At 60.2% G+C, this 16,994-nt stretch carries 15 protein-coding genes; 6 read left to right on the top strand and 9 right to left on the bottom strand.

From position 1 onward, the window contains the following. Positions 1-58 precede the first annotated feature (58 nt). The 5 genes from IPK17_RS04530 to IPK17_RS04510 all read right to left on the bottom strand — a co-directional run bounded on the left by IPK17_RS04530 (position 59) and on the right by IPK17_RS04510 (position 5,415). The gene (locus IPK17_RS04530; protein ID WP_343416471.1) at positions 59-787 is read right to left on the bottom strand and encodes a Bax inhibitor-1/YccA family protein; all 729 of its coding nucleotides are present in this window, start codon (positions 785-787) and stop codon (positions 59-61) included. Positions 788-938: 151 nt separating this feature from the next. Beyond that, positions 939-1,649 carry a Bax inhibitor-1/YccA family protein gene (locus tag IPK17_RS04525; protein WP_343416470.1) on the bottom strand — a complete coding sequence of 237 codons (711 nt, stop codon included), beginning with the start codon at positions 1,647-1,649 and terminating at the stop codon, positions 939-941. A gap of 271 nt (positions 1,650-1,920) precedes the next feature. Further along, on the bottom strand, positions 1,921-3,240 hold the full coding sequence (locus IPK17_RS04520) for an aminotransferase class I/II-fold pyridoxal phosphate-dependent enzyme (protein ID WP_343416469.1): 1,320 nt from the start codon (positions 3,238-3,240) through the stop codon (positions 1,921-1,923). Positions 3,241-3,496: 256 nt separating this feature from the next. Next, positions 3,497-4,468 (bottom strand): NAD(P)H-quinone oxidoreductase, encoded by a 972-nt coding sequence (locus tag IPK17_RS04515; protein ID WP_343416468.1) that lies wholly within the window; start codon positions 4,466-4,468, stop codon positions 3,497-3,499. Further along, positions 4,465-5,415, bottom strand: a complete 951-nt coding sequence (locus IPK17_RS04510) for a GDP-mannose 4,6-dehydratase (RefSeq protein ID WP_343416467.1) — start codon at positions 5,413-5,415, stop codon at positions 4,465-4,467. The genes IPK17_RS04515 and IPK17_RS04510 overlap by 4 nt, the downstream gene beginning before the upstream one ends. 190 nt (positions 5,416-5,605) lie before the next feature. Between IPK17_RS04510 and IPK17_RS04505 the strand changes: the two genes are divergently transcribed. Continuing rightward, a complete protein-coding gene (locus IPK17_RS04505) occupies positions 5,606-6,958 on the top strand; it encodes a hypothetical protein (RefSeq protein ID WP_343416466.1) in 1,353 nt (450 codons plus the stop codon). 12 nt (positions 6,959-6,970) lie between these two features. Continuing rightward, positions 6,971-7,294 carry a hypothetical protein gene (locus tag IPK17_RS04500; protein ID WP_343416465.1) on the top strand — a complete coding sequence of 108 codons (324 nt, stop codon included), beginning with the start codon at positions 6,971-6,973 and terminating at the stop codon, positions 7,292-7,294. Here IPK17_RS04500 and IPK17_RS04495 read toward each other — a convergent pair. After that, a complete protein-coding gene (locus tag IPK17_RS04495; protein ID WP_343416464.1) occupies positions 7,291-8,436 on the bottom strand; it encodes a radical SAM protein in 1,146 nt (381 codons plus the stop codon). The two genes, IPK17_RS04500 and IPK17_RS04495, sit on opposite strands and share 4 nt — an antisense overlap. A 91-nt stretch (positions 8,437-8,527) precedes the next feature. Here IPK17_RS04495 and IPK17_RS04490 point away from each other — a divergent pair, with 91 nt between their 5' ends. From IPK17_RS04490 to IPK17_RS04475, 4 genes are read left to right on the top strand one after another with little or no spacing between them, the layout of a single operon-like run. Beyond that, positions 8,528-9,484, top strand: coding sequence for an alpha/beta fold hydrolase (locus IPK17_RS04490; protein WP_343416463.1), 957 nt, complete (start codon positions 8,528-8,530; stop codon positions 9,482-9,484). A gap of 11 nt (positions 9,485-9,495) precedes the next feature. Next, a complete protein-coding gene (gene deoC / locus IPK17_RS04485) occupies positions 9,496-10,191 on the top strand; it encodes a deoxyribose-phosphate aldolase (RefSeq protein WP_343416462.1) in 696 nt (231 codons plus the stop codon). Beyond that, positions 10,155-10,994 (top strand): aminoglycoside phosphotransferase family protein, encoded by an 840-nt coding sequence (locus IPK17_RS04480; RefSeq protein WP_343416461.1) that lies wholly within the window; start codon positions 10,155-10,157, stop codon positions 10,992-10,994. Before deoC ends, IPK17_RS04480 begins: the two co-directional genes overlap by 37 nt. Then, the gene (locus IPK17_RS04475) at positions 10,991-11,941 is read left to right on the top strand and encodes a HEAT repeat domain-containing protein (protein ID WP_343416460.1); all 951 of its coding nucleotides are present in this window, start codon (positions 10,991-10,993) and stop codon (positions 11,939-11,941) included. The genes IPK17_RS04480 and IPK17_RS04475 overlap by 4 nt, the downstream gene beginning before the upstream one ends. A gap of 43 nt (positions 11,942-11,984) precedes the next feature. On the opposite strand, the gene glmS is transcribed toward IPK17_RS04475, so the two are convergent. The 3 genes from glmS to IPK17_RS04460 all read right to left on the bottom strand — a co-directional run bounded on the left by glmS (position 11,985) and on the right by IPK17_RS04460 (position 16,963). Next, positions 11,985-13,832, bottom strand: coding sequence for a glutamine--fructose-6-phosphate transaminase (isomerizing) (glmS, locus tag IPK17_RS04470; protein WP_343416459.1), 1,848 nt, complete (start codon positions 13,830-13,832; stop codon positions 11,985-11,987). A gap of 426 nt (positions 13,833-14,258) precedes the next feature. Beyond that, entirely contained in the window at positions 14,259-14,990 is a 732-nt protein-coding gene (locus tag IPK17_RS04465; protein ID WP_343416458.1) for a lysophospholipid acyltransferase family protein, read from the bottom strand. Beyond that, positions 14,987-16,963 (bottom strand): pseudouridine synthase, encoded by a 1,977-nt coding sequence (locus IPK17_RS04460; RefSeq protein ID WP_343416457.1) that lies wholly within the window; start codon positions 16,961-16,963, stop codon positions 14,987-14,989. The genes IPK17_RS04465 and IPK17_RS04460 overlap by 4 nt, the downstream gene beginning before the upstream one ends. Positions 16,964-16,994: the final 31 nt, after the last annotated feature.

The raw sequence follows: 16,994 nt of genomic DNA, 5'->3' as shown, positions 1-16,994 counted from the left end.
GGGGGAACCCTCGGCGGTCTCTGCGATTATCCACACTATGTAAGTGCGGGGGACACGCTTAGTCGTCGCCGCCACCGCCGCCCATGAGCTGCAGCAGGAACAGGAAGATGTTGATGAAGTTGATGTAGAGCGAGAGCGCGCCGTAGATGGCGAACTTCGCCAGCATCGCCTGATCGCCCTGAATTTCCGGCGCGGAGGCCATGCGCTTGAGGTTCTGCGTGTCGTAGGCGGTCAGACCCATGAACACAATCACACCCACCGCGCTGATGATCATCATCAGGAAGCTGCTGCCGATCAGCATATTCACAATCGACGCGATTACAATGCCGATCACCGCCATGAACAGCAGGCTGCTGTAGCGGCTGAGATCAATATTGGTTGTGAAGCCGACCACCGTCATCAAGCCGAACAGGAGCGCCGTCGTGCCAAACGCGGTCGCCAGCGAAGCCGCGCTGAAGGCCAGGAAGATCAGCGAGAGCGTGAACCCGAGCGACGCCGCATAGACCAGAAACATGATGGCCGCGGCGGCGGGTGACAAGCGGTTGATCAGTGCGCCGAGCGCGATCACCAGCCCGATTTGCAGCACGAACGAGCCGATGGAAACAATCGGGTTGAGGCTGAGCTCAAGCAGGGCGGGGCTGCTGGCGGTGAAGGCTGCCGTGAAAGTCGTCACCAACAAGCCGATGAGCATCCACGCATATACCCATTTCAGCAGCGGCTTGACCTCGCTGTAGGTTTGACTGACCGGGAGCTCCCGGCTGCGATCCAAGAAGTTGCTGTAGGCCATGTCTTTCCTCTGAGTATCCAGTCGTCACTTGTTTACGATAATTTTGCTTACTTGTATGATAAAAAAGAAAACCCCTGAAAAACACCTAATTTCAGGGGGAGTGACGCCAGTTCAATTGTTGCGCGTCGAGGAAGTCACGCTGCGGTGGGTTTTAGCGGCGGCGGCCCATGAGGCGCAGCAGGAACAGGAACAGATTGACGAAGTCGAGGTACAGGATGAGCGCGCTGTAGATGCTCAGTTTGGTGACCATGTCCGGGTTGGAGTCCAGACCCTGCGACGCCGCCATATTCTTGATCTTCTGCGTGTCGTAGGCGGTTAGCCCGGTGAAGATCACCACGCCGAAAATGCTGATGATGTACATCATGCTTTCGCTGCGCAGGAAGATATTCACCACCATCGCGATTAGGATGCCGATTAAGCCGATGAACAGAATGCCGCGGAACCGGCTGAGGTCGATGTTGGTCGTGAAGGCGAATACGCTCATCGCGCCGAAGAGCCCCGCCGTGGTCACAAACGCGGCGACCATTGACTCGCTGGTGTAGACCAAGCCGATCACCGAAAGCGTGAAGCCGTTGAGCGCGGAGTAGGCTAGGAACATCAGCGCGGCGACCGACGGCGCGAGGCGCGGCATCGCCCATGAGAGCGCGATCACGAGGACGAACTCGGCGATCACCGCGAACAAGACAATGTTGGAATTAAAGCGCAAATCACGCATGGTGATGTTGCTGAGCGTGTAGCCGCCGACCGCCGCCGTGACCAGCAGGCCGAGCACCATCCACGCATACGTCCAGCGCAGCAGCGGGCGTACCTGCTCATAACTGAGCAGATTGCCGCGCCCTTCGGATCGATTGCCAAAATTCATAGCGTCCCCCGTAGATTTTCAAGTCTATCTGTATTCTACGCCTGATTTTCACCAGGGAATACCGCAATTGGTAGGGGATGCAAAGAGAATGACTCAACGCAAAGACGCAAGGTCGCCAAGACGCAAAGGAGTTGAACAAAGTCGATTGGCGTCCATTGCAGAGCGGAGAGGCAATAATGAATAAGGGCGCACGACCGTGCGCCCCTACGCGTTGCAAGATGCTTTGGCTTTGCGCCTTTGTGTCTTCGCGTCTTTGCGTTGAGTCTTTTCGTTACTTTTTCAGAGCGGCGAGACCTTCGAACAGCCGCTTGACCGCGCCTTCGGTCTTGGCGGGCGACTGCGCGTATGAGAAGCGAATCCAGTTGGCGCCGGCCTGCGAGAAGTAGATGCCGGGGACAACGGCCAGCCCGTGATTTTCGCCGAGGTGCGTCAGCAGCGCTTCCGAGTCGCTGTAGCCCGCGGCTGCGATGGCCTCCGAGCAGTCGATGAAGGCGTAATAGCCGTCACCCATGATATGGGGCAGGTTGCTGGCGGCGAGGGCTTCCCGCAGAATGCGGCGGCTTTCCTTCGTCGGTTCGATGATGCTGGCGGCGGCTTTCTCAAAGCCCATCTCATAGGCGGCGATGGCGACGGCCTGCCCGAAATAGCTCGGCACGACGGCGTGGGATGCCTGACTCACGATGTGGCTGACGACCTTCTTGCCCGCCAAGAGATGCGCGCTGCGCACGTTCGACGCGCCGAGGCTCTTGGTCAGGCCGTCGAGGATGATCAGGCGGTCACGTTCTTCGGGCGTAAAGGCCTGCAGCAGCTCGTTGATGTTGTTGTGGCCGCTGTCGGTCACCCAGTGGTAGATCCAGTCGAGCAGCACGTACGGATAGCCCGCGGCGAGCGCGACCTTCGCTAGTTCGATCTGTTCGCTCATCGGGATGGTGCGCCCGGTCGGGTTATCCGGCGAGGTGATGACCAGCCCGGCGATTTTGCGGCCTTCGCGCTTGGCGAATTCAGCGGTGGCGCGGATACCTTCCGGGGTGAAGCGCCAGCCTTCGGCGGGGTCGCCGGGGGCGAGCAGTACGTTCAAGCCGAGCGCATACGGCCCCCAGTGATAGCTGATCCACGGGACGCGCGACACGACGAGCACGCTGCCGACTTCCTTCGCGCCGAGCGCGATCATCGCGGAGTAGGCTTTTTGCAGACCGTCGCGCCCGCCCTGCGTGAAGACGATGTTATCGCCCGTCCAGCCGGAGGCCGCGTCCAACTGCCAGTAGTTTTCGGCGGCGACTTTGCGGAACTGCACGGTGCCAAACGGCTGATCGTAGGCGCTGCCATGTTCGATTTGCAATTGCAGCGCGCGTTCGAGGATGTCGCGCGGGACGCCGGGTAAGCTCGCGCCGCCGTCGCCCTGCGACGCATCGTAGGTGGCGGCATCGGCGCCGTACTTGGTCTTGTACGCCTTGAGCGCATCGCGGATCAGGAACATACGCGAAGGCGGAATTTCCATCATGTGCGCGGGGTAATCACTGACCGGCACGCGATTAGCCGGGGCGGCAATCGAAAACTCGGGGGTGTCCAAACTAACGGGTTGTGCGACCAAAATTCATCTCCAGTGCTAAAGGCTGAATAAAACAAAAACACCCCTCGGCGGGGTGTGGTTGTCGTCTCTCAATATACGCGCCGAACCCCGCCTACTGTTGTGGCACTCCATCAGTATTCATAGTCGTGGTCATCGTGCGCAGGTTCATCGTTCGCTCGCATACCTATTGCTATTTGATTGTGCTATTTTAACAAAGCTCCGTCAATGTGCAAGGCAGTCGAATGATCGTCGGGTTTGTGTGTGCAGATCGCCAAAACTAAGGCACGGACAAGATGATTTTGCCGACATTGGCATTCGACGCCATGTAACGGTGGGCTTCCGCGGCTTCTTTTAGTGGGAACACGCGGTCGATGACCGGGATGAGTTCGCCGCTGGCGAGTCTGGGCAGGCCGAACGCCGCAAAGTCCCGCGTGAGCGCGATCTTCTGGTCGAGCGGGGTGCGCCGCAGCGTCGTCCCGCTGATCGTCAGGCTTTTCGGCAGAATCGCGCCGAGGTTGAGCTGACCTGCCGCGCCGCCGAGGAAGCCGATCAGCATGAGCCGCCCGCCGACCGCCAGTGACGCGAGGTTGTCGTTCCAGTACGGCGCGCCGACGAAGTCGAGGATCACGTCGACGCCACGACCTTCCGTAAGTTGTTTTATCCGTTCCGCGAAGGCTTCGGTTCTGTAGTTGATCGCCGCGTATGCGCCCAATTCGACGCAGCGAGCGATCTTCTCTGGCGATCCGGCGGTCGTGATGACCCGCGCGCCCGCTGCCCGCGCCAGTTGAATTGCCGCCGTGCCCACGCCGCTGGCGCCCGCGTGGATCAGCGCGGTTTCGCCCGCCTTGAGCCGTCCCAGCGTGAACAGGTTGAGATGCGCGGTCAAAAAGGCTTCAGGTACAGCGGCGGCTTGTTCGTAGGTGAGATTGTCGGGGATGCGCAGCGCCATGCCGACGGGCACGGTCGCATATTCGGCGTACGCGCCGCCTGTGACGACGGCCATAACGCGATCCCCGACCGCAAACTCGCCGTTCGCCGTCACGACTTCGCCCGCTAACTCCAAGCCGAGGATCGGCGATGCGCCGGGCGGCGGGTTGTAGCCGCCCTGCCGCTGGAGCAGATCGGCGCGGTTGAGCGCGGTCGCATGGACGCGCACGAGCAGTTCATCGGCAGCTGGGATCGGGTCGGGCGCGTCTCCATAGTACAGGACTTCCGCGCCGCCCGGTTGATCAAACAGCACAGCTTTCATACGCCCGCCTTGAGCTGCTGGCGGTAGTCGTTCAGTACGTCGAGAATCGTCTGCTCGATGGGGATGAGCGGCTCCCAGCCCGTGGTGTGGCGCAGATGCCTAGCGTCGCCCCACGAGCGATTATCTTTGCCGGGGCGGATGCGCGCAGGATCGACCTCGACGCGGATGGGCGTGCGGCTGTCGGCGAGCATCACGTCGAGCAGATATTGAATCGTGATGCATTTGCCCAAGGCGATGTTGTAGGCGTCGCCGGGCGTGCCGCGCTCCATGATCAGTTGGTAGGCACGCACGACATCGCGCACATCGGTGAAATCGCGTTCGGCGCTCAGGCTGCCCACGCGGATCACAGGTTCTTGCAAGCCCGCTTCGATCCGCGCGACTTGCAGCGCGAAATCCGGCGCGACAAACCCGGTTCGCTGACCGGGGCCTAAGTGATTGAACGGTCGCGCTCGCATAATCGGCAGTTGGTGACTCAGGTAGTACTGCAAGCCGAGCATGTCCTGCGCGACTTTGCTCACGCTGTAGGGGTTGCCGGGGCGGAAGGGGGGAGCTTCGGTCGGCGGGGCGTCGGCAAAGTCTTCGGTGCCGTAGACCTCGCCCGAACTGATGATGAGCAGGCGCGGCGATTTGTCGAGGGTGAGGCACGCGGTGATCAGGTTCAGCTGTGCATGGATGTTGTTTTCGAGCGTTTCCCACGGGTCTTCAAACGAACGCCGCACCGACGCCTGGGCTGCCAGATGATAGATATGATCCGGGCGGAGTTGGGCGACGAGGTCCTGCAGCGCCGCCTTGTCTTTGAGATCGACGACGTGGCAGGTCGCCTGCGGGATGGCGTGTTCCGGCGCGAGAATCGCGCCATGCAGCTCCGCTCCCGGTGTGTGTGCCAGCACATAATCGCTGAGGTGGCGACCGACAAAACCACCAATACCCGTGATCAAGATGCGCACGCGGTTTGATCTCCCTGGATGCAAATAAGCTAACCGATTATAGCGAAGAATGGCCTAAATACAGCCTAAAACGACCGTAGGCTGGACGCAGAGCAACCGCTGAGGTTCGTCACTTGTCTGCGTCTGACCACCGGAGTAGGCTTAGCTCAAATAAGATTGAGCATCAGCGCAGCGATCAAGGAGGCTCGGCGTGAAACCTCGCATTGTGATCAGCACGATACTACTGTTGGGACTGTTGGTGAACGGGATGGTGTCCGGTCAGGAGTTTACTGTGCCCACCCCGGAACGAGTGTTTGCTCCCGGCATCGAAGTACTCACCGTGGAGATCATTCCGCCGTACGTGCCTAGGTACCGTACACCAACACCTGTCCCGACCCCCGCCGCGTACTGCGGTTTTGTCTCGTACCAGCATTTAGGCGAAACCGACGACTGGTTCATCGACTATGCCGAAGCCCAAATTTATGCGCCGAACGCGGAAATCGTGCCCCTGACGCTCTGCAATTGGCATACGGGTGAGCGCCGCGAATTGCAAGTCGGCGAATATGTTGAGGGGATCAGCACGTCGCCGAGCGGACGCTACGCTGTCATTGTCGGTGGCATGCACTTCTTCGGCTACGATTTTGAGCAGGATGAGGTGGTTGTACTTGGTGAAGGTTTGGGCTATGACAATCAGTGGGTAAATTGGTATGGCGATATAACCGTGCTGATTGACGAGTCGAATCAGCCGGATTCTTCAGTTTGGGCACAGGTTTCGCTCGCGCAGGTCGATCAAGCAGGTAGCTTGATGCATCTAGCTTCGCTACTGAAACTTCGCGAGGTACCGTGGTTCGCCTTCTATCAAAACCCGCGGCGCATTGCCTGGATCGAACATACAGCCGAGGGATGTAACCTGAACTGGATAATTGAGTCGACTGGAGCACGTGAAACTTTTTACATTTCGGATATTTGTGTTGTTGGAATGCCGCTGAATGATGACCCTTATGGGGACTATCTGTTCATGCCCATTCGCTTTCGCGTAGTGCGAGACGAACCTTACCGCACCGTAGAAGCTGTTTCCCGCGATCTGATCCGTGTAAATTTGGCGACGGGTGAACGTGAGGTGTGGTACAACGGGGAGGTCGAGCGCCTGAATGATCTCGACCCTGCACAGCGGTATGCGACGTTGATCCTCGATGAGAACGGTTGCATCGATCTCATCAATGAAGACCTAAGCGTTGCCTACAACAACACTTGCCTGTGGAGGACGGAAATAGCGAACCATGAAGCTCCGGAGTTTGAAGTCGCCCTGCTGGATACATATACACATGAGATTATATATCGGCGCACGGCTGGAAACTACTGGGAGGAGCGCGACCGCCGCGTTTTCGACATTATGAGCGGACAAGTCCGTAGAATAGGCTATTCTAATTCAGATCCTGATGCCTCGCCGGGTGGTGATCTCTTTAGCCTCGATGACGGCTTGTTTGTTCTGTTTCGAAAGAGCAAGCGGCCCAGCCTATCGGGGCCGCGTGCGATACCGACAGCATTGTGTACTGTGAATTGACGGGAGAACAACGTGGTCGAGACGCCGCTGCCGGGGCAACTGCTGTTGGCGGGGCAGGACAACGCTTATCTAGTGCTGTTCAACACGGATCGGGATGTGTTGGATACACCCTATTTGTCAGAGGGCGATCTCCTGTTGTCCGATCTTGAGGGGAACGCGACTCTGCTGCTGTCGGATGTTGTACTCGACGACCAACTCGAATGGGGCACGGATGCCCAGTATCGCGTCAGCGTGGAGCGCGGCGAAATGCCGGATCAACTCCGCGTGAGCTTGTCGAGTCTGGATGGGCAGGGCAGCGCAGTCTACACCGTGCGTGTGCCGTTAACCAGCGACTAAAATAGCGACAGCTGCTGCGCGGGTTTCCCGTTGGCGAGCAGCACATAGGGCGCGAGGCGTTCCGGCGCGGCGATGCCAAGCGCTCGGAGTTGACCCAAATCGGTCAGGCGGCGAGTGGTTCGGGCACGCAGAATGGCGTCTGCGCCTTTCGCGCCGATGCCGGGCACGCGCATCAAGGCGTCGCGCTCCGCGCGCATCAGGTCGATGGGCGCGTTGAGCAGATTAATGTCTGCCCACGCCTTCTTGGGGTCGACTTCCAGCGGCAGGTTGCCCGCTCCGGCGAAATTGAGTTCTTCGACGCTCCAACCATAATCGCGCACCAGAAAGCTCGCCTGATACAGCCGATGCTCGCGCAGCGGCGCGGTCGGCGTGATGTTTTCGAGCGGCGTCTGGATCACCGGGCTGAAGGCGGAGAAGTAGGCGCGGGCGAGGTTCATCTGGCGGTGCAGCTTTTCGGTCAGCGCGAGCAGTTCGAGATCGGTATCGCCCACCGCGCCGACGACGAACTGCGTTACGACGCTGGCGCGTGCCCCGGTCTTCTGCTTGATGTCATGCGCCCACTGGATATGCCGCAGCAGGTCGTTGGCGAAGTCTTTCTTCGGCGCGAGCGCCTCTAGCCGTTCCTGCGTCGGCGCTTCCAGGTTGATCGACACGCGATCGGCAAGCTGCAAAGCCCGTGCCAGTTGATCATATTCCGAGCCGGGCATGATTTTGAGGTGGACATAGCCTTTGTAGCCGTACTTGCGCCGGATGATCTCGATGGTGTCGAGGATTTTGTCCTGCGTCGCGGTGCCGCCCTTGATGATGCCCGACGAGAGGAAGATGCCATCGGCCAGCTTGGCGCGCTGCAAAACGTCAAAGGCTTTCGCCATGGCATCCGGCGTGATGGTCACGCGCTTGGTGCGTCCCCGACCCGCGCGGAACGGGCAGTAGAAGCAGTTCTTCTCGCAGGCGGTGGTGATCATGGTCTTGAGCACGGGCTTTTTGCCCTTGGGCGTGCTCACGTTGGTGATACATTCGGCGAGGCTGTGCGACTGATACGGACGCTCCGCGAGGGGCGCGTCGCCCGCGCGCTCGTAGGCGGCGTTTTCCGCCATGAGCGCCAATTTCTGCAGGGAGTCGGGTTCGGATCGAATAATCATACCCACTAGTATACGAAATTTTGTTCTAAATGTCAATCAGATCGAGAAGCTGCGCTACAATACGAACGGTTTGGCTCATCCGAGGTTGCCTATGCGCCGTCGTACTCGTGTTCTGCTGATTGCGATTCTTGTTCTCCTCTTTGTCGCCTTCATCCTCCCGTTTCTGATCCCGCTGGACAGCAGCGGCACCGATCCCCGCGTGTTCGCCGATGTTGCTGGCCGCTTTATTGATGTCGACGGCGTGAGCACGTATATCGTCGAGAAAGGCGATCCCGCCGCACCCGCCGTGATCTTCCTGCACGGGCTGTATGGCTCGACGTGGGTGTGGCGCAACAATCTGGATGCGATTGCCGAGGCTGGGTATCACGTGATCGCGTTCGATCGACCGGGCGCGGGCTTAAGCGCCAAACCCGCTGATTTCAACTATGCGCACGCCAACAATGCCGATTTCACCGCGCACCTCATGGATGCGCTGAATATCGACACGGCGGTGATCGTCGGGCACAGCGCCGGGGGGAATGTGCTGGCGCACTTCGCGCTGCGACATCCTGATCGCGTCGCGCGGCTGATTATCGTCGACGGCGCGATCCTTGGTGCGAGCGGCCCGCCGCCATTCGTCGGGGGGATCGTGGGCTTTCCACCGATCACGCGGTGGGCGCGGATTGGCACGCGGCTCGGTTTGACGGAAGCGAGCGTGCGCAGCACGGTCGCCAGCTTCCACGCCGATCCCGCCTTCCTGACCGACATCGATTTCGCGGGCTACTGGCGCGCCTTCCAGACGCCGGATTGGGACATGGGGCTGATCGGCCTGACGCGCGATTCGGCGGGCAATAAGCTGAGCGAGGCGCAGGTGGCCGAAATCGAGGCGCGCACGCTGCTGCTCTGGGGCGAAGCCGACCAATGGACCTCGCTCGACAATGGGCGCTTGCTGGCGCTCACGCTCGTCAACAGCGAGATCATCACCTACCCGAACACCGGGCATCAGCCGATGGAAGAAGCAGCCGCCGACTTTAATGAGGACGTCATCGCGTTTTTGAACGCGAATTGAAAGGAACTACGATGGATTACACCTACAGCCAGATCGCCAAGATGATCGATCACTCGCTGCTCAACCCGACGCTGACGACTGCCGAGCTGGAAAAGGGCTGCGAGATCGCGCTCAAGTATGAGGTGGCGAGCGTGTGCATCATGCCGTTTGGCCTTAAACGCTGCGCCGAACTGCTGGCGGGCAGCACGGTCGCGCCGAGTACGACCATTGGTTTTCCGCATGGCGGCCACACGACCGCGATCAAGGTCGCGGAGGCCGAACAGGCGCTGCGCGATGGCGGCATCGAACTGGACATGGTCGTCAATATCAGTCAGGTGCTGAGCGAAAACTGGGACTATATGCGCGCGGACATCGGCGCGGTGATCGACTTGACACATGCGGCGGGCGGCAAGGTCAAAGTGATATTCGAGAACGCCTACCTGCAAGACGCGCACAAGATCAAGCTGTGCGAGATGTGCGGCGAATTGGGCGCGGATTGGGTCAAAACGTCGACGGGCTACGCGCCGAGCGGCGCGACCGACGACGACCTCAAGCTGATGCGTCAGCATGCTCCGCCGCAGGTGCAGGTCAAAGCGGCGGGCGGCGTGCGCACGTTGGATCGCCTGCTGGAGATTCGCGCGCTGGGCGTCACCCGTTCCGGCGCAACCCGTACGGTGGAGATGCTGGAAGAATGCAAGAAACGGCTGGGCGACCAATGCTGGATCTGAGCCACTATTTGCAGGAGTGGGAACTCACTGATCCGCAGCCGCTGGCCAAGACGGCGACCAGCACGGTCTACACGGTCACGTATCAGGGGGAGCGCGTTGTGCTCAAGCTGCTCACGCCGATTGGCGTCGACGATGAGCAGAGCGGGGCGGTCGCGCTCGACTACTGGAACGGCAGCGGGTCGGTCAAGCTGCTCCGTCATGGGGCGATCGCCCATTTGCTCGAATACGCCGAGGGCGACAACCTGACGGCTATGGTTGAACGGGGTGACGACGAACAAGCGGCTGAAATCATCGCCGACGTGCTGAATCAACTGCATGCGGTTCGGTCGCCCATCCCGAATGGCTTATGGTTGCTCGAACGGCGCTTCCAATCGTTGTTCGAGCGTGCCAGTCTGTACCCGGACACCATCTTTGCGCGGGCGGCGGTTGTGGCGCGCCGTCTGCTCGACGACCCGCGGGATGTGCGCGTGCTGCATGGCGACATGCATCATTACAATGTTCGGCAGTCGGCGCGGGGTTGGCTGGCCTACGATCCGAAAGGGGTGGTCGGGGAGCGGGCGTTCGACGCGGCGAATACGCTGTGCAACCCAGATGGTGTGCCCGACCTCCTCCGCAGTGAAACGCGCTTGCTGCGTAATGCCGAAATTCTTGCGCGCGGCATGGGGGTTGACCTCGGGCGCTTGCTGGCGTTCACCTTTGCGTACGCATGTCTGAGTGCGGCGTGGACGCTGGAAGGGGTCAGCGGCGATGCAGGTTTAGCACTGGCCGTGGCCGAGAATGCGGAGCGGTACATTACCTCGTGATCGATTACTACTCGCTTGATTTGGAAGCGCTGTTACCCATAGTGGTTAATCGCAATGCGCACGAACGCGACCGCATCGGAGCAATTGATGCTCTCCTTGGGTCAACCGATGACCAAGTTGTGCAAGCTTATCTCCGTATCGCTTTCGACCCGACCGAAAATCTCGAAGTGCGCTGCCGTGTGGTCGAGATGTTCCTCGAAGTTCCTGTGCTGGTCGATACGTGCATTCGCCTCCTTAGCGATGAATCCCCAGACCTACGTTTTTGGGCAGCGTATCGACTGTCTCAGGCGTGGGGATTAGACACTGCCCCGGCGCTTGATGCGCTGGATCGTGTGGCAGCGTTCGACCATCAACTGCCCACACATTGGGGTTGGCATGTGGATCGAGAAGCCTTGGAAGCGCTGGAACAAATCTATTCACAGCCTTATCGGATGTACGGAATAGATCACGAATTTCCGTATTCGTGGCATGGCGGTAGCTGGCTTATTAGCCCACAAGCAGAATACACAACCTTCATAATGCAGTATCGGCGCTGGCGTGAAAATTGGATCTATGACACGCTGCACTATGACCCGCCTCAACTGAATATTGATCCCGATTGGCTGAAACAGGCAATTGCGAAGCGTTGGGATCATGTAGAGTTCAATGTGCGCCAGCCAAAACCGCGCACTTACGTGTTAGATTGGCACATCACACTTTACGGGCAGCATCTAATCGGTGGGCTGCATCGAGATCAATCTAGCATTGTTTTGACCGGAAAAGAGTCATTTGTGATGCGATTTGCTGCGTGGTATCGGAGCATATTCGTGCCCAAGCAACTTCTTTTGCTATATGACTGGGCGGGTATAGGTATTGAGTTGCAAACCGGATGGTCAGCGAAGGATGTTCAGACTGCCGTCAAGCGCCATCTTGATGTTGTGTGGAATCGGAATGGGCAAAACGATTAGCTGAGGCTGGGGCGGACAACGATCTGTCCGCCCCGTAATCAACTTATTCCACCGTCACGCTTTTCGCTAAATTGCGTGGCTGATCCACGTCTGCGCCGCGTGCCACCGCGACCGCATAGGCGAGGAGCTGCAGTGGGATCACCGCGAGAATTGGCGAGAGCAGTTCCGGCGCTTCCGGAATGTAGATGACGTGGTCGGCTTTGGTGCTGATGAACGTGTCGCCTTCCGTCGCAATGGCGATCACCACGCCGCCGCGCGCCTTCGCCTGCTCAATCTGGCTGATCATCTTGTCGTAGACCGAGTCCTTGAGGGCGATGGCCAGCACAGGCATGTGCTCATCGATCAGCGCGATGGGGCCGTGCTTCATCTCGCCCGCCGGGTAGCCTTCCGCGTGAATGTAGCTGATCTCTTTGAGCTTGAGCGCGCCTTCCAGCGCAATCGGGTAGTTGATGCCGCGCCCGAGGTAGAGGAAGTCCGTGTAGTGATACAGCTTGTGCGCCAGTGCTTCGACGGCGGCGCTGTTGTCGAGCACGCGCCCGACGAGATCGGGCAGGCGGGCAAGGTCGTGGATGTGCTGGCGGCGCTGCGTCGGCGTGAGGACACCGCGCTGCTGACCGAGGTACAGCGCCAGCAAATACTGATCGACGATGCTGGACGTGAAGGCTTTGGTCGAGGCAACGCCGATTTCCGGCCCGGCGTTCATGGTGATGTAGCCGTCAGCGATGCGCATCGCCTGACTGCCGAACGCATTGACGATGCTCCACAACTGCGCGCCTTTAGCGCGGGCTTCTTCCATCGCCGCCAGCGTGTCAACCGTTTCGCCGCTCTGCGTGATGGCCAGTACAGCAGTTTTGTCGTTCAGGATCGGGTCACGGTAGCGATATTCGCTGCCGTAATCGACCTCGACGTTCACGCGGGCGATGTTCTCGATGTAGAACTTGCCGACTAAGCCGCTGTAGTAGCTCGTGCCGCAGGCGACGGTCACGATCCGCTGCAAGTCGCGCGCCTGCTCCGGTGTGAGCACGAGATCGCCGAGCACGATCTCTTCGCGTTCGAATTCGACGCGCCCGCGAATGGTGTCGGTGAGGCTGCGCGCCTGCTCGAAGATCTCTTTCTGCATGAAGTGCTTGAATTCGCCTTTGGCCGCGCTGACCGGATCCCACGCGATGTCGTGCGTGACCACGCTGATGGGTGCACCATCCAGCGACTGCACAGTGTAGTGATCCGCCCAGACAGTCGCCACCTGGCGCGTTTCCAGGAAAATCATCTTGCGCGTTTGTTCGAGAATGGCGGGAATATCCGAGGCGATGAAGTTTTCACCGTCGCCCAAGCCAATCGCCACGCCGCCCGCGTTGCCGATGCGTACCGCCACCAGACGATCTGGTTGGCGTTTGCTCATCACGACGATGGCATGCGCGCCGCGCAGGTAGCCGACCGCCTTGCGCGTCGCCTCGGTAATGTCACCTTGTGCGCCGTTGGCCGCAAAGCGCGCTACCAACTGCACGATCACTTCCGTGTCGGTCTCCGACTTGAATTCCACGCCTTCAGCCTGCAGTTCTTCGCGCAGTTCGAGGTAGTTTTCGACGATGCCGTTGTGCACGACGACGAATTCGCCATCCATGCTGATGTGGGGATGGGCGTTGTGTTCGGCGGGGACGCCGTGCGTCGCCCAGCGCGTATGCCCGATGCCGATGCCGCCGCCGATGGGGTCGGCGTGCAGCTTATTGCGCAGATTGATCAGTTTGCCCACATCACGGCGCAAATGAATTGCGCCGTCCTGAAACACGGCGACGCCCGCCGAGTCATAGCCGCGATACTCCAAGCGCTGCAAACCGTCGATGATGATCGGGGTCGCGTTCTGGGCGCCGACATAGCCGACAATACCGCACATGGTGCTCTCCTCAATTGTCTATGCATAGGCAATAGGCGGCGCGGATGTGTCGGGCCGGGCAATCCAACGCCAAACTCACCGACGTGAAAACATCGGGAAGTTCAAAGCCACTGGCTCACCGCTTGTGCGCCGGTTTTCCGGCTGTTTCACGGGTCGCCTTTCTTGATATGGGGGAGAAGCAAACGAGGACGGTGGGTCGTCCTGACGGCATCCGCTGATCTTTCGATTTTCGCCCCGAGTTCGGAGCTTAGTCTCCCGGTGAAGGGAGAAACCGCCACCTCGTCACCCTGCCGAAGCAGGGCCATGCGCTATTCGCTCTCCAAGCTGATGCTGCCCGCGTCACCTCCACTTTCATCTTATGGATCGAATAGTAGCGGGAAAGTGACGCGGTGGCAAGCACTTGCGAGCCGTTTTTTCGCGGTTACGTTAAATATTTACGAATTCCAGAAGTTCGGTGGTCGCCTTGCTGGTATCGTGATACACGCCACGCAGACCCTCGTCCTGAACAGCGAGCGCCAGTTGATACATGGCTTCTTCGGTCATTTGCGCCAGTTCGTCGCGGGAGACGCGGGCTTTGCCGCCCGTCTTGAACTTGAACGGTTTGCCGAAATGCACGTTGATGTGCGTGCGCTTGAACCGCTTGAGGTTATGATCCCACCCGATAGCGCCGCTCAGTCCGGTCGGCAGGATGATCGCGTCGGCTTTGGTCGCGACATAGGTCATGCCTTCTTTAGGCTGCACCATGCCATTCTTCTGGCGATGACCTTCTGGCGCAATCAGAATCATCGCACCACTCTTGATCAACTCAATCGAGTTCATGAGCGCGGTGCGGTCGACTTCCCCGCGCTCGACAGTGTACGCGCCCCAGAAGCGGATCAACTGGGCGAGTACCGGGATATGCATGTTTTCGATTTTGGTCATGGGCACGACGAAGCGGTTCTGCACCGTAACCATGCACAACATCGGGTCGAGCGACGAAATGTGATTCATCATCAGAATCGTACCGCCGCTGGGCGGAATATTCTCCGTCCCGGTAACGGTGATCTTTGTAAACAGACGGAAAGTCGCGCGCATCCAAGCGCGCATTAACTGGCGTCGCCATGCCAGCTGAGGCTGCATGGCGACATATTCCTGGACGCTGAGGATCTTCTCGGTCATTCTTCGTCTTCGTCTTTGCGCTTACGGGGTGGGCGAGGCGCGTCATTGCTGGAACGACGCGGACGGGTTGGACTATCATCGCGGCGCGGGCGCGACGTGCCCGACGACGGACGGCGCGGGCGATCACTCGATCCGCCTTCCCGTGGCGGACGTGAGGTCGGTGAGCGACGCGGACGGTCGCTGGAGTCGCCTTCCCGCCGGGGGCGGTCGGTGGAGTCACCATCCCGGCGGGGGCGATAGGGACTGTCACTGCTGCCTTCGCGGCGCGGACGGTCAGTGGAGTCACCATCACGGCGGGGGCGGAAGGGGCGATCACCACTGCCTTCGCGGCGCGGACGGTCGGTGGAGTCGCCATCACGCCGGGGGCGATAAGGGCGGTCACCGCTGCCTTCAGTACGACGAGGACGATCCGTGGAGTCACCATCACGCCGTGGGCGATAAGGACGGTCGCCACTGCCTTCAGTACGGCGGGGACGATCCGTGGAGTCACCATCACGCCGTGGGCGATAAGGACGGTCACCACTGCCTTCGCGGCGCGGACGCTCCGTCGAGTCGCCATCACGACGCGGACGATAAGGACGGTCACCACTGCCTTCACGGCGTGGGCGGTCGGTGGAGTCACCATCACGACGCGGACGATAAGGACGGTCACCGCTGCCTTCAGTGCGGCGCGGACGCTCCGTGGTGTCACCGTCACGACGCGGGCGGAAGGGACGGTCGCCACTGCTTTCAGTACGGCGGGGACGATCCGTGGAGTCGCCATCCCGGCGGGGGCGATAAGGGCGATCGCCGCTGCCTTCAGTACGGCGGGGACGGTCGGTGGAGTCACCATCACGACGGGGGCGATAAGGACGGTCACCGCTGCCTTCAGTGCGGCGCGGACGCTCCGTGGTGTCACCGTCACGACGCGGGCGATAGGGACGGTCACCGGAGCTAGCACTGCGGCGCGGACGATCTTCGCCACTCTCATCACGACGGAAACGCGGACGGTCGTCGCCATCACCATCACGGCGCGGACGCGCAGGGCGATCCCCAGAATCCGCTGAACGGCGGGGGCGGTCCCCCGCTTCATCGTCACGGCGCGGACGGGGCGCAGCGCGGCGTTCTTCGCGATCTGCCTCATCCCGGAAGCGCGAGAGCGACGAGCGGCGCGGACGATCTTCGACATCCGCGCTGGCCCCCTCTGATCTACGCCAGCGCGGACGGCCTTCGTCCTCACGGCGGCGCGAGGGGCGTGCGCCAATCTGCTTTATCTGCGGTGCCGGGGCTTGCAGCAGCTTAACCTCTTCGTCGGAAAGTTCGCGCCATTCGCCTACGGGCAGATCGCCCAGTTCGAGCTGGCCGATGTGCGTGCGGACGAGCTTGCGCACCGGAAAACCGAGCGCGGAGGCGACGCGGCGAATTTGCCGTTTCTTGCCTTCGATCATGATGATGCGCAGGGTGCCGATGCCGTTGCCGCTCTTCGTCATTTCGACAAAGCATGGCGCGGTGCGTTCATCCTCGATGAACAGACCGCCGCGCCACTTTTCAAGCGCGGCCTCGTCGGGGATGCCGTACACATCGACGATGTAGGTCTTGGTGTGGCGGAAGCGCGGATGTGTGATTTTCTGCGCGAGTTCGCCGTCATTGGTCAGCACGACAAGACCTTCGCTGTCGGCGTCGAGGCGGCCAATCGGGAACAGGCGCTCTTTGCGGCCGATCATGTCGATGATCGTGTCGCGCTCGTCGGTTTTATGCGCTTTGTGGGTCACCAGAATGTTGCGCGGCTTGTTCACCGCGATATAGATCGGGCGCTGGTTGAACTTGAGCTTGTCGCCGTCCAGTTCGATGGTGTCAGTCGTGGGATCGGCTTTGTCGCCGAGCTTGGCGACCACGCCGTTCACGCGCACGCGCCCCTGCTCGATATATTCCTCGGCAGTGCGGCGCGAGGCGATATTCGCCTGGGCCAGTAATTTTTGTAGACGCTCTTTCACGGCGGTTTTACTTTGGGTTAGTCTTCACTGA

Source organism: Candidatus Flexifilum breve (assembly GCF_016713355.1).
Note: the sequence above shows the minus strand (reverse complement) of the source record. Positions and strands in the feature narration are given on the sequence as shown.